This window comes from Micromonospora phaseoli (assembly GCF_900109115.1).
Taxonomy (GTDB): Bacteria; Actinomycetota; Actinomycetes; order Mycobacteriales; family Micromonosporaceae; genus Micromonospora; species Micromonospora phaseoli.
In genome coordinates this window covers 119,890-133,032 of sequence record NZ_FNYV01000015.1, presented here as the reverse complement: position 1 = coordinate 133,032, position 13,143 = coordinate 119,890, and the positions used below count along the sequence as shown (strand labels likewise).

Below are 13,143 nucleotides of genomic sequence, written 5' to 3'. Positions count from 1 at the left end.
GGGGGGGGGGGGGGGGGGGGGGGGGGGGGGGGGGGGGGGGGGGGGGGGGGGGGGGGGGGGGGGGGGGGTGGGGTGGGGTGGGGGTGGGATTAGCGTGGCGGGATGGGGCGGTACGGCGATGATGTGTTGGCGGGGGACTGGCGGCGGCGGAAGGTGATTCCGGAGGTCGACGCCGAACCGGATCTCGTGGTCGAGGACGCCGACTCGGGTTTCTGCGGGGCGGTGGTCGGCTTCGACTCCGGCGCGGTGGTGCTGGAGGACCGGCACGGCCGGCGGCGAAACTTTCCGCTGCTGCCGGCCGCGTTCCTGCTCGACGGGCGTCCGGTGACCCTGCGTCGCCCGACCAGATCCCCGGTGCCGGCGGCCCGCCGCCGCACCGCGTCGGGCTCGGTCGCGGTCGACGGGGTACGCGCCCGGGTCGCCCGCGCCAGCCGGATCTGGGTGGAGGGCGTGCACGACGCCGCTCTGGTCGAGCGGATCTGGGGCGACGACCTGCGCGTCGAGGGGGTGGTGGTGGAACCGTTGTCGGGCATCGACGCCCTCGACGCCGAGGTACGCGACTTCGGCCCCGGTCCCGACCGGCGGCTCGGCGTGCTGGTCGACCACCTCGTACCCGGCTCGAAGGAGAGCCGGATCGTGGCCCGGGTGAACTCCCCGCACGTCCTGGTCACCGGCCACCCGTACGTCGACGTGTGGCAGGCGGTGAAACCGGCGGCGCTGGGCATCGCGGCGTGGCCGGTGGTGCCGCCGGGGCGGCCGTGGAAGGAGGGCGTCTGCGCCGCGCTCGGTGTCGCCGAGCCGGCCGCCATGTGGCGACACATCCTCTCCAGGGTGGACAGCTTCGCCGACGTGGAGACGCCCCTGATCAACGCGATGGAACGGTTGATCGACTTCGTGACCGAGCCGGCCTGACCAGACGCCCGCGGTGAGGTGCCCGAGCGTAGGACGTGCCGGACCACTACCGTGGACAGCCTAATCCCTACCCACCCCCGGGGGTACCCGCCTTGAATCGGTCCCAGCGATTGCGGCAGCGGTTGCGCCAGGCGTACGACGCGGGACGCGAGTCGGTGTACGCGGCCCGGGAGAGGGAGCGCGCCCGCCGGGCGGAGCGCGCCGAGGAGTCCGAGAGACTGATCACCGGTCCCGAGCCCGAGACCCTCGGGCCGGTAGCCGACGGCGGCCCGCCGTCGACCACCAGTCGCGACGACGCGGACGTGCCCAGGGCGCTGCGGATCGCCGCCGCCTGGTCGTGGCGACTAATCGTCATCGGGATCGTCGGCTGGGGGTTGCTGCGGTTCGTCGGGGCCGTCCGGATCGTCATCGTCCCGCTGCTGGTGGCGCTCCTGCTCGCCGCGTTGCTGGCGCCGGCCGTCGGCTGGCTGCTGCGCGCCCGGTTCCCCCGTACGCTCGCCACCGCCGTGGTGCTGATCGGCGGCCTGGCCGCGGTGGTCGGCACGCTGACCCTGGTGGTCAACCAGTTCATCGCCGGGCTGCCCGAGTTGACCGCCAGTGCCTCGGCCGGCATCGGGCAGATCCAGGACTGGCTGCGCGAGGGACCGCTCAACCTCTCCGACGGCCAGCTCGACCAGTACATCGAGGCCGGGCAGAACTGGATCAACGAGAACAGTCAGTCGTTGACCAGCGGCGCGATCTCCACCGCCGGCACCGTGGTCGAGGTGCTCACCGGCACCCTGCTGGTGCTCTTCGCGGCGTTCTTCTTCCTCCGCGACGGCGACCGGATCTGGCGGTTCGTCGTCGGGACGCTCCCGGTCGCCGCCCGCTGGCGGGCCGACGACGCCGGCCGCGCCTCCTGGCTGACCCTGGTGGCCTACGTGCGGGCCACGGTGCTGGTGGCGTTCATCGACGCGGTCGGCATCGGCATCGCCCTCGTCGTGTTCGACGTGCCGTTCGCCTTCCCGCTGGCCGCCCTGGTGTTCCTCGGCGCGTTCATCCCGATCGTCGGCGCGACGCTGTCCGGAGCGGTCGCGGTCCTGGTCGCACTCGTCGACGGCGGCTGGGTCACCGCGCTGATCATCCTCGGGGCGGTGATCGTGGTCCAGCAGGTGGAGGGGAACATCCTCCAGCCGTGGATCATGGGCCGGGCGGTGGCCCTGCACCCGCTGCCCGTGGTGCTGGCGGTGACCGCCGGCGTGGTGCTCGACGGCATCATCGGCGCGCTCGTCGCGGTACCGCTGGTCGCCGTGCTCAACACCGCGGTCCGCCGCCTGTCCCGGCCCCGCCCCATCCCGCCGCCGCCGGTACCCGAGGCAGTGGTGGTCAGGTCGAGCGCGCCGTGACAGCCACGGCCGGCAGCTCGCCACCTGCCGGCCGGCGTGGCGGTCAGGGCTCGTCGTCGGGGGTACGGGTGAAGACGAAGGTGGCGATGTCCAGGGCCACCGGTCGGCCCGCGTCGTCACGCAGCACGGTCAGCGTCTCGCCGTCCTCGGGGCCGCTGCGTCCGCGCCATCGATCCGGCGCCTCGGGGACGTAGCGGCTGAGCAGCTCGCCGCGTAGCGCGCCGAGGAGATCCCCGGTGGTGGCGTCCCAGCTCACGTCGAGCGGCGTGCCCATCCACCACCAGCGGCCGGCCAGCTCGGCCACGTCGGGCGGGGGCGGTGCGTCGGTCGGGCGCCATCGGAGGGGCGGCTCGGGCTCGGCGTCCAGCACGCGGGTGAGGATCTGCAGGCCGAGCGAGCTGATGTGGCCGGTGCGGAAGCCGTACGAGTTGGCCAAGCCGATGATGCCGGTGCGGCTGCGGCGGTGCACGGCCAGCACGGAGACGTATCCGGGCATCGAGCCGCCGTGCCCGGCGTGGATCCGGTCGCCGACGCGGGTCAGCTGGATACCGAGGCCGTACCCGCCGCGCCAGGAGTCGAGGTCGCTGAGGACCACCGGGGCGCACATCTCGTCGAGGGTGGCCGGTGCGAGCACGGTCGGGTCCGGGTCGGCGAGAAAGGCGGCCCATCGCGCGAGATCTGTGGCGGTCGACCAGAGCTGCCCGGCGGGGGCCATCGCCCGGGTGTCGGTACGCGGCTCCTCCCGGAGGGTGTCGTGCCACGGGTGCACCACGTAGCCCGGTGCGAACGGTCCGGTGGCCGCGTACGTGGTGCGGTGCATGCCGAGCGGCGTGAGGATGCGTTCCCGCACCAGCTGCGCCCAGGGCGTCCTGGTGATTCGTTCCAGTGCCCCGCCGAGCAGCCCGTACGCCAGGTTGGAGTAGTGGAAGGCGCGGTGCGGCGGGTATGCGATCTTGGTGGCACCGAAGCCGGCGATCAGGGTGGCCAGGTCGACGCCCTCGCTACGCTCCCACCACGGCCCGTCGGGCTCGCGTTGCAGGCCACCGGCGTGCCCGAGCAGCTGCCGCAGGGTGACCGGGCCGGCCGCGGCGGCCTCGGGCAGGTGTCGCCGCAGCGGGTCGTCCAGGGCCAGGCGGCCGGCGTCGCGTTCCTGCATGATCAGCACGGCGGTCATCGTCTTGGTGATCGAGCCGATCCGGTACTGCAGATCGGCGTCAGGGCTCGGTCGTCCGCCGGCGGTGGCCAGGTGCGCCAGACCACCGCCGCGGACCACGCCGACGATCAGCGACGGGACGTGACCGGTGGACTGCGCGTCGGCCACCAGGGCGTCGATCTGTCGGGCGGTTTCGGGACGTAGGGGCACGAACTCTCCCTCGATGGTGGTTGTCGCGGGCCTGGCGATAATGACAGTTCGATGACACGTGCATTGCCATGTCACGATCTAGCTGTGGATGCCGTGCTGTGGATCGTGCTGGGTGTGGTACTGGCGGTCGCTGAGATTTTTACGGCGACCCTATTCCTGATCATGTTTGCGGTCGGTGCGTTCGCCGCTGCCGGCGCTGCGGCGCTGGGTGCACCGGTGGCCGTGCAGGCGGTGGTCTTCGCCGTGGTGTCGGCGCTGACCGTGTTCGCCGCGCGCCCGGTGATCCAGCGGCACAAGCAGACCAGCTCCGACAGCGACGAAACCGTGTTCGGTGTCGAGGCGATCGAGGGCTCCGCCGCCCTGGTGCTGGAGCAGGTCGACGCCGACCGGGGCATGGTGAAGATCGATGGTGAGGTGTGGAGTGCCCGCGCCTATGACGCCACTCAGGTTTTCGCACCCGGCGAACGGGTGCAGGTTATTCAGGTCAAGGGAGCGGTAGCCCTGGTGTGGCGGGACGTTGCGACGCCCGGTGAGCTACCCGAAGCGGAAAGGTGAACGGATGGAATTCGTGTTCCCCGTCCTGTTGATAGCCGTGGCGTTGATTGCGGTGATCACCCTGGCCAAGTCGGTGCGGATCGTGCCGCAGCAGCGTCAGGACGTGGTCGAGCGGCTGGGTCGGTACAAGCGCACCCTGAACCCGGGGCTCAACATCCTCGTCCCGTTCGTCGACGCGGTGCGTACCAAGGTCGACATGCGTGAGCAGGTGGTCAGCTTCCCGCCGCAGCCGGTGATCACCTCGGACAACCTGGTCGTGTCGATCGACACCGTCCTCTACTTCAAGGTGGTGGACTCCGTCCGGGCCACCTACGAGATCTCCAACTTCCTCCAGGCGATCGAGCAGCTCACCGTCACCACCCTGCGTAACGTGATCGGTTCGCTGGACCTGGAGCGCGCCCTCACCAGTCGTGAGGAGATCAACCGGCACCTTTCCGGCGTGCTGGACGAGACCACCGGCCGGTGGGGGATCAAGGTCACCCGGGTCGAGATCAAGGCGATCGAGCCGCCGGCCAGCATCCGCGACTCGATGGAGAAGCAGATGCGCGCCGAGCGGGACCGCCGGGCCGCGATCCTGAACGCCGAGGGTCACAAGCAGTCCCAGATTCTCACCGCCGAGGGCGAGAAGCAGTCCGCGGTGTTGCGCGCCGACGGTGACCGGCAGGCCCGCATCCTGCAGGCCGAGGGCCAGGCGAAGGCGATCCGCACCGTGTTCGACGCCATCCACCAGGCCAACCCGAGCCAGAAGGTGCTCGCGTACCAGTACCTCCAGGCGCTGCCGCAGATCGCCAACGGCACGGCCAACAAGGTGTGGATCGTGCCGGCTGAGCTGACCAAGGCCCTGGAGGGCATGGGCGGCGCGCTCGGCGGGCTGAGCCAGATGGTCGGTGACGTGCCGAGCAAGGAGGCCTCCGACGACGCCAGCGCGGTGGAGCGGGAGGCGGCCGAGGCCGCGCAGGCCGCCGCCCTGGCGGCCCAGGAGATCCACAACGAGGTACGTGTGGCCGAGGCGCAGGTCACCGGCGGCAACGCGCCGCAGGGGCTGCCCGCTCCGGAGCCGGTCTCCCCGGCGAGCCTGCTGAACGACACCTCCGACCAGCGCGAGCGAGGCTGACACCGGCGCCGGTCCGGACCGGTTCGACCGGTCCGGGCCGGCGGTCAGGTAAATGCGAGAAAGGCTCATGAGGCGCTCCGGTGCCTGCCACCATCGCTGGTAGACGGGCGGTGGCCAGGCATCGGGGCGCTTCGGCGTGTCCCGGCACCGCGCATGGATGAGCGAGGTGACGGATGGAACCGGTGAAGCGGTTGTGGTCCACGCCGGAGGCGCCCGGAGCACACGACCCCAACGGACCGCTCGGCAGCCGGCGTACCGGCGGCGGATTCGGTGTGTTGCCCTTCGTCGACGAGCCGGCACCGCCCGGACCGGCCACAAACGCCAGCTGGGCCTGGTCGCTGCGGCGGCTGGCCCGCGCCGCGGTCTGGCTGCTTCCGGCGTACGCCATCCTCTACGGCGCGGTGGCGATGGCCAGCGACGGCGGGGTGGGCAACGACCCCTACCCGGCCGACGGTCGGGCGCTGTACCTGATCGGCTGGGTGGCCGCGGTCTGGCTCGGCCTGCTGGCCCTGCTCGGGCTGACCGGCCTGCTCGCCGCCACCCGCAGCCGGCACGCCGCGGTGGCCGGGCTGCTGGTCAGCATCGCCGGCACGGTGCTCATGCTGCCCTTCGCCGGGCTCTCCGAACAGACGCCGGTCTTCGGCACCACCGCCCGGTCGCTGGTGCTGGTCGGTGCGACCTGCTACACCGTCGGCTGGCTGCTCACCGGGTGGGCGGTGGCCCGCTCGGGAATGTTCAGCATCGGGGACGGGACGATGCTGATCATCGCCAGCCCGCTGCTCGGCATCGGCGGCGCGCTGATCGGCTCGTTGCAGACCTTCGGAGCGATCTTCGTGCTGATCGCCGGCATCGGCATCTGCTACCGGTCGGGCCGGCTGATGCCGCGCGAGATCCTCCGCGACGCCACCAGCGCCAGCGTCGCCACCGGTCCGGTCGGGCCAGTGGGGCCGGGCGGTACCGGGCCGCTGGGCGCGGCCTGACCACCCTGCGGGCCGCGCCCGAGCGGCGACCCAGCGGACCGGGTACCGACGTGGGCGGTGCCCGGTCGGTGTGTCCGACCGGTGCTGACGGGTGCGGTGCCCGGTTGTCAACCGTGGCGGGTGCGCCGTCCCGGTCGTGACCCGCTGCGCCTGCTGCCCGGTTCCTCCACCGCGGCCCACCCCGGTCCGGGCTGCGCAGTGCAAAGACGGCTGGCAAATGACGGTGAATTGCCTGACAACCTGGCGATTCCGGTGGCCGGAAGGTGGCTTTCGCGGCAATCCTGGGAACCATGGCCACCCCTACGCCGCTGTCGCGGCTGTTCACCGTCGTGCTGGCCGGCGTACTCGCCGGTCTGGTCCTGGCGGTCGTAGCGCTTCCGGGCAATCTGCTGCTCGGTCTCGCCGCGCAGTCGGCGCTCGGGAACTACGCCTCCTTGCCGGACGCGCTGCGGACCCCGGCCACCCCGCAGCGGTCGTATCTCTACGCCAACGACGGCAAGACGTTGCTCACCACGTTCTACGACATCAACCGCACCGACGTGGCGCTGGCGGAGATCGCCCCGGTGATGCGGCAGGCGATCGTGGCCATCGAGGACCGGCGCTTCTACGACCATGGCGGCGTCGACCTGCGCGGCATGCTGCGTGCCCTGGTCACCAACGTCACCGAGGGCGGCACCGAGCAGGGTGGCTCGACCCTGACCATGCAGTACGTGCGCAACGTGCTCAAGACCGATCCGAGCCGCACCGCCGAGGAGCGGGCCGCGGCGACCGAGCAGACCGTGGTGCGCAAGATCCAGGAGATCCGGTACGCCAACGCGCTGGAGCAGCGCCTCGGCAAGGACGAGATCCTCAACCGCTACCTCAACATCGCCTACTTCGGCTCCGGGGCGTACGGGATCGCCGCCGCCAGCCAGCGCTACTTCTCCAAGACTCCGGCCGAGCTGACCCTCGCCGAGTCGGCCCTGCTCGCCGGCCTGGTGCAGTCACCCGAGGCGTACAGCCCGATCGACGGTGACGCCGAGGCGGCGCTCGCGCGGCGGGGGCACGTGTTGGACGCGATGGCCGAGACCGGGGCGGTCACCGCCGAGCAGGCCGCCCAGGCCAAGGCCGAGGAGTTGACCCTGGACCCGAGCGAGCAGGCCAACGGCTGCGCCGCCTCGGACGACGGGTCCGACGGTTGGGGATTCTTCTGCGACTACCTGCGCCGCTGGTGGGTCGACCAGCCGGAGTTCGGGGACACCGTCGACGAGCGGGAACAGGCGCTGCGTCGCGGCGGCTACACCGTGGTCACCACGCTGGACCCGCAGATCCAGGCCACCGCACAGCAGCAGGCCACCGAGGTCTACGGGTACGACAACCCGCGCGCCCTGCCGATCGCCGCCGTCGAGCCCGGCACCGGCCGGGTCCTCGCGATGGCGGTCAACCGCCACTACAGCCTCGACGCCAACCCCGACGGGCAGGTCAACTACCCGAACACGGTCAACCCGTTGATCTCCGGCGGCGGCGGGGTCGCCGGCTACCAGGCCGGCTCCACGTTCAAGCTGTTCACCATGCTCGCCGCGCTGGAGTCCGGCCGGCCCCTGGCCACCGGCTTCGACGCGCCGAGCCGGCTGCCCACCCGGTACGCGGCCGACGGTGACAGCAGTTGCGGCGGCCGGTGGTGCCCCGCCAACGCCAACCCCGACTGGATGGACGGCTACCGGATGATGTGGGACGGCTTCGGCCGTTCGGTCAACACCTACTTCGTCTGGCTGGCCGAGCAGGTCGGACCGGAGAAGGTGGTCGAGATGGCGCAGCGGCTCGGCATCACCTTCCGCGCTTCCTCCGACGCGAACTTCGCCGCCGACGACGCGGCCAACTGGGGCGCGTTCACTCTCGGCGTGGCCGCCACCACCCCGCTCGACCTGGCCAACGCGTACGCCACCGTGGCGGCGGAGGGGACGTACTGCGCGCCGGTGCCGGTGGTGTCGGTGACCGCGCCGGACGGCGAGCGGCTGCCGGTCGGCGACCCGTCCTGCCGGCAGGTCCTCGACGCCGACGTGGCCCGTGCCGCCACCGACGCGGCGCGCTGCCCGGTCGGCCAGCAGTCCGCGTTCGGGCAGTGCAACGGCGGCACGGCCACCAGCGTGAACCGGATCCTCGACGGGCGTCCGGTGGCCGGCAAGACCGGCAGCTCCGACCAGGCCGCCACCGAGAGCTTCGTCGGATTCACCCCGCAGGTAGCGGTCGCCGGCATCGCCGCCAACCCGGACGACCCGACCGACTCGGTCGGCGCCGCCGTGCAGGCCCGAGTGATCGACGCGGTCGCCCGGATCATCGACACCGCCGTCGACGGCGAGCCGGAGCAGGACTTCGCCGCCCCCAGCCGGGAACTGGTCGGCACCCCCCGCCGCCCGGTCGAGCGCGACCCGTTCGACGACCGCCGTCCCGCCGGCGAAGACCTCCTGTCCGACCTGCGCCGCTGGTTCCAGAACCGAGGCTGACCACCCCACGCGCTCGTGCCGGTTTTGCGCTGTTAACAGGGGGCCCCTGCTATACACGAGGCGTTAAGAAGGGGCCCTTCCTTACACGTCAACGGGCAGAGCGGGGGCGGTAGGTGGTGACGACGCTGGGTAGGCCGCGGCGGACGATGCCGGCCCAGTCGGTGTCGCCGCGCAGCATCGCCGCCGCCGTGTTGCGGGCCTGGTCGACGGTGAAGTGCGGGGGCATCATCAGCTCGGCCGGATCCACCAGCGCGTTGATGACCGTGGGGCGGTCCGCGCGCAGCGCCCGGTCCCACACCTCGGCCACCTGGTCGGGATGGTCGACCAGCTCCCCGCGCAGCCCCAGCACCTCGCCCCACCGGTGATACGCGATGTCGGGCAGCTGCTGGCTGTCCGGGAACATCGGCGTGCCCTCGGTGGAGCGCTGTTCCCAGCTGACGAACGCCAGGTCCCGGTTGTTGAGCACCAGCACCACGAACCGTGGATCGGCCCAGCCCTGCCAGTACTTGGCCACGGTGATCAGCTCGTTGACCCCGTTCATCTGCATGGCACCGTCGCCGATCAGGGCCACCAGCGGGCGGTCCGGGTGGGCGAATTTGGCGGCGAGGGCGTACGGCATGGCGCCGCCCATGGACAGCAGGGTGCCCGACAGACTGGCCAGCATTCCCGGACGGACCTTCACATGGCGGGCGTACCAGGCGGTGGTGGTGCCGCAGTCCACGGCGAGCATCACGTCGTCGGGCAGCCGCTCGCTGAGGCTGGCGAAGAGCAATTGCGGGTTGACCGGGTTGGCGTTCTGCTCGGCCAGCTCCCGCTGCGACTGCCGCCAGGCAGCGGTGGCCCCGGCGATGGTCTGTCGCCAGCGGGTCGGTCCCAGCCCTGGTCCCAGCTCCCGCAGCAGGGCGCGCAGGGTGGGCGCGGCGTCGCCGGTCAGGTTCACCTCGGTCGGGTAGCGCAGGCCGAGCTGGGTGCCGTCGTGGTCGATCTGCACCGCCCGCGCCTGGCCGGGCGGTGGGTAGAACTCCGAGTACGGCATGTTGCTGCCGACGATGAGCAGCCGGTCGCACTCCTTCATCAGCTGCCAGCTGGGGCGGGTGCCGAGCAGGCCGATGGCACCGGTCACCCACGGCTCTCGGTGATCCACGGCGGTGAAGCCGAGCAGCGCCGTCGCCACCCCCGCGCCGAGGCGGTGGGCCACCTCACGTACCTCGTTCTCGGCACCGAGCGCGCCCTGGCCGACCAGCATGGCCACCCGCTCGCCGCTGGCCAGCACCTCGGCGGCGTGCCGGAGGTCCGTCTCCGGCGGCACGGTCGGGCCGCTGCTCGGCACGCTGCTGGTGTGGTAGTAGCCGTGCGCGTGCGGGGGGTTCGGCATCGCGTCCAGGTCCTGCACATCGAGCGGCAGGACCAGCGCGGCGACGGTACGCCGGGCCAGCGCGGTCCGGCAGGCCCGGTCGACCAGGTGCCGTACCTGCGACGGGTGGTCGAGCTGAGCCAGGAACGCTGCCGCGACATCCTTGTAGAGGGCGAGCAGGTCCACCTCCTGGTAGTAGCCGCCCCCCTCGGCGGTGAGCGCGGTGTGCCCGACCAGCGCCACCACCGGTTGGTGGTCCAGTTTGGCGTCGTAGAGGCCGTTGAGGGCGTGGATGGCGCCGGGGCCGCTGGTGACCAGGACGGCACCGATCGGTCCACCGCCGTACTTGACGTGCGCCGACGCGGCGAACCCGGCGGTCTCCTCATGCCGTACCTGGACGAACTGGGTCTGTTCGTCGGTCCGTTGCAGCGCCGAGGTCATGCCGTTGATGCCGTCGCCCGGAAAGCCGAAGTACCGGCGTACGCCCCAGCAGGCGAGTCGCTGCACGATGTGGTCCGCGACGGTGGCCCCGCGGGGCAGCGGCCACGGGTCGGCCGGCACGAGCGTGCCGATGTGGTCTGCGCTCATCGGGTACGCCTTCCAATCGAGCTACTCAACGGAGTGGCCCGCATTCCCTGTTTATCCAGACATAACCGCCCGCGCGCAGTGCTCTGGATCGTCAGCTGGCGTTCGCGGTCACATAGTCGCGTGAGCCGGTGAACTTCTCGACCGGGTCGCCGAGAATCTGCCATGGCCACTCGGTAACCAACCCGTCGAGGAGCGCGAACGCGTGCCTGGCCGCATCGAACTCGTCGGCCAGTTCGAAGGCCATGGCGAATGTCGAAACGCGGGGTGCCCAGCCAGGGCCGGCGGGGATGTAGTCCGGATGGAAGATGGAGTTCTCCGCCGCGTCGACAAGTTCAGCTCGCACCTCGTCCGAGACGATGTACTCGTTGGCTCATCTCGGTCAGAGTTGCTCCACTTCTCGATGTGGGCGACGGCCACGAGTTCGTGCAGGAGGCTGTTCGGTCCGGCCGCCGTTGCGGCGCCCCGGGCGAAATCGAACATCTCCTCGTGACTGCCGGACCATTTTGCACACAGATACTGCAACCGCTGCTCGTGCGCGACCACGTGCCCCGGGTGTAGGCGGGTCACCGCCTCGAAGCGTTGCAGAGCCTCCGCCGACCCGACGCCGAGGCCCCGGGAACTGGTCACGAGCCACGCCCACGCGGTCACGTTGTCGGGTTCGCGGTCGAGTACCCTCCGCAACAACGTCTCGGCGTGGCGCAGTCGCTCATGGAAACCCCTGAACTGGGCAGCAGTGGTGTATTTCGCCCGCTTGCCGCCACGGGCCTCCCACGCCCAGTGCACCGCGTGACAGCCGGCGACCAGCACGGGCAGCGTCGACTCAGGCTCGGCATCGATCCAGTCCTGGATCCCGTCGACCCCGCCGACCGCCTCCATCAGGAAGGCCATCTCGTCCGGATCGGCGGCCATGTTGAGCAGCTCCCGGGCGAACTTCCAGCTGCGCTTCTCCAACGCCCGGATCAGCGCCTTCCGGTGCGGGTCACCGTAGGTCGGGTCCAGGAACGGATCCTTTGGTCGCTTCCTGAACGGCCACATGCAACCCAACCCCCACCTCGTACGCCGGACCGGCCGCCGATACTAGATGATCAGATTTGGCCGTGGCTGCCGGTGCCGAGCGTCGCCCGACTCCTTGCGGCGACACCGCCAAGCCCGCCGGACAGGGCGGTTCGGGCACCTGCGGGCCGTGTGGGACGAGGTCCCCCTGCCGGTCGCCGTCGCCGTGTCGCTTCTGGTGCTGACGGGCATGTCGGGCGTCGGCGGACGCTGAAGGCGCACCATGCCGCAGCTCGCGAACGCCTGGCGCGTCCTGTCGTCGACCAGGTGGCCGCCGGGAGTGGTCAGGGGCGCTTGGTGGAGCCGACGAACGACCGCCAGGCGGCCGGGGCGAAGGCGAGCACCGGGCCGGCTGGGTCCTTGCTGTCCCGGACGGCGATCACGCCGGCCAGGTTGTCGGCCACCTCGACACAGTCGCCACCGGACGTGCCGCTGCGGGTGGACTTCCGCCACCTGGCGTTACTGAGGTCCATGTTGGCTCTCAACTTCCTTGATCAGGGCGACCGAGAGGTCTTCGGGGAGGGCGACGCCTCGGAGGCACTCCCATCTGGCCAGCAGTGTAGCCAGGTGCTCTTCTGTGTCGGCCTCCTCGCCGCCGAGCTGACTCTCCAGGTGTCCGACCCAGGTGCCGTCCGGGAGCCGGGCCAGTAGCAGCGGCCCGGACAGGCCGACGTGCAGGCCGGCGCGGGCCGGGATGATGTGGATGTGGACGTGCGACAGCTCGGCCATCCGCAGCAGGTGGGCGAGTTGCTCGGCCATGACGGCGTCGGCGCGGCGCAGCACGGTCTCGTCGATCACCGCGACGAGTTGCGGCGGGCGCTCGCGCCTGAGGATCTCCTGACGTTCCAGCCGGGCCGCGACCTGCTGCTCGATCTCCTGCTCCGGGCGGGTGTCGTCGAAGCGCAGCACCGCCCGGGCGTAGTTCTCGGTCTGTAGCAGGCCGGGGATCAACGTCGGATGGAAGCAGCGCAGCTGCCGGGCGGCACGTTCCGCCTTCAACCAGGGCATGAACCAGGCGGGCTGGCCGTCCCGCTGGGCGGTGCGTAGCAGCGACTCGAAGAGGCCGCCGGTCTCCAGGATCTCGTCAGCCCGGCGGGCGTACGGCAGATCGACCGCGCGGGTGCCTGTCTCCACTGCGGACACCGTGGAGCCCGAGTAGTTGGTCCGTTTACCGAACTCCTCCTGGTTCATGCCGGCCAACGCCCGCTGCTTGCGAAGCTGGACGCGGATCAGCTCCACGCTCTGCTCACCTTCCATGCGTCCTCCGCCGAAGTAGTCAAGATCGCCAACGGCCGCCAGTCGGTATCCCACCAGCACTGGCCGCCGACAGACGGCTGTCACGATCCACGGAACATC

General features: G+C 71.2%; 11 protein-coding genes and 1 pseudogene. 6 read left to right on the top strand and 6 right to left on the bottom strand.

Annotation, left to right across the window (positions count from 1 at the left end; genetic code table 11):
• Window positions 1-102: 102 nt before the first annotated feature.
• Both BMY89_RS27405 and BMY89_RS27400 read left to right on the top strand, forming a co-directional pair.
• A complete protein-coding gene (locus tag BMY89_RS27405) occupies window positions 103-912 on the top strand; it encodes a DUF3097 domain-containing protein (RefSeq protein ID WP_092382990.1) in 810 nt (269 codons plus the stop codon).
• 92 nt (window positions 913-1,004) lie between these two features.
• The gene (locus tag BMY89_RS27400; protein ID WP_170147793.1) at window positions 1,005-2,297 is read left to right on the top strand and encodes an AI-2E family transporter; all 1,293 of its coding nucleotides are present in this window, start codon (window positions 1,005-1,007) and stop codon (window positions 2,295-2,297) included.
• Between the two features lie 43 nt (window positions 2,298-2,340).
• On the opposite strand, the gene BMY89_RS27395 is transcribed toward BMY89_RS27400, so the two are convergent.
• A complete protein-coding gene (locus BMY89_RS27395) occupies window positions 2,341-3,660 on the bottom strand; it encodes a serine hydrolase domain-containing protein (RefSeq protein ID WP_092382987.1) in 1,320 nt (439 codons plus the stop codon).
• A gap of 84 nt (window positions 3,661-3,744) precedes the next feature.
• Here BMY89_RS27395 and BMY89_RS27390 point away from each other — a divergent pair, with 84 nt between their 5' ends.
• The 4 genes from BMY89_RS27390 (at window position 3,745) to BMY89_RS27375 (ending at window position 8,792) form a co-directional block, all read left to right on the top strand.
• Complete coding sequence (locus tag BMY89_RS27390) at window positions 3,745-4,215, top strand: NfeD family protein (protein ID WP_092382985.1); 471 nt, start codon at window positions 3,745-3,747, stop codon at window positions 4,213-4,215.
• A 4-nt stretch (window positions 4,216-4,219) separates the two neighbouring features.
• A complete protein-coding gene (locus BMY89_RS27385) occupies window positions 4,220-5,329 on the top strand; it encodes an SPFH domain-containing protein (protein ID WP_092382982.1) in 1,110 nt (369 codons plus the stop codon).
• A gap of 173 nt (window positions 5,330-5,502) precedes the next feature.
• The gene (locus tag BMY89_RS27380; protein WP_092382980.1) at window positions 5,503-6,309 is read left to right on the top strand and encodes a hypothetical protein; all 807 of its coding nucleotides are present in this window, start codon (window positions 5,503-5,505) and stop codon (window positions 6,307-6,309) included.
• A gap of 290 nt (window positions 6,310-6,599) precedes the next feature.
• On the top strand, window positions 6,600-8,792 hold the full coding sequence (locus tag BMY89_RS27375; RefSeq protein WP_092382978.1) for a transglycosylase domain-containing protein: 2,193 nt from the start codon (window positions 6,600-6,602) through the stop codon (window positions 8,790-8,792).
• Between the two features lie 88 nt (window positions 8,793-8,880).
• On the opposite strand, the gene BMY89_RS27370 is transcribed toward BMY89_RS27375, so the two are convergent.
• The 5 genes and pseudogenes from BMY89_RS27370 to BMY89_RS27355 form a co-directional block, all read right to left on the bottom strand.
• Entirely contained in the window at window positions 8,881-10,734 is a 1,854-nt protein-coding gene (locus BMY89_RS27370) for a thiamine pyrophosphate-requiring protein (protein WP_092382976.1), read from the bottom strand.
• Window positions 10,735-10,825: 91 nt separating this feature from the next.
• Window positions 10,826-11,077, bottom strand: coding sequence for a hypothetical protein (locus tag BMY89_RS31170; protein ID WP_232521576.1), 252 nt, complete (start codon window positions 11,075-11,077; stop codon window positions 10,826-10,828).
• 320 nt (window positions 11,078-11,397) lie between these two features.
• Window positions 11,398-11,610, bottom strand: a pseudogene (locus BMY89_RS31165) (DUF4034 domain-containing protein); the annotation flags it as partial.
• Window positions 11,611-12,071: 461 nt separating this feature from the next.
• Window positions 12,072-12,260: a DUF397 domain-containing protein gene (locus BMY89_RS27360; RefSeq protein ID WP_092382974.1), complete on the bottom strand. Its 189-nt coding sequence runs from the start codon at window positions 12,258-12,260 to the stop codon at window positions 12,072-12,074.
• The gene (locus BMY89_RS27355; RefSeq protein ID WP_092382972.1) at window positions 12,247-13,044 is read right to left on the bottom strand and encodes a helix-turn-helix domain-containing protein; all 798 of its coding nucleotides are present in this window, start codon (window positions 13,042-13,044) and stop codon (window positions 12,247-12,249) included. The genes BMY89_RS27360 and BMY89_RS27355 overlap by 14 nt, the downstream gene beginning before the upstream one ends.
• Window positions 13,045-13,143: the final 99 nt, after the last annotated feature.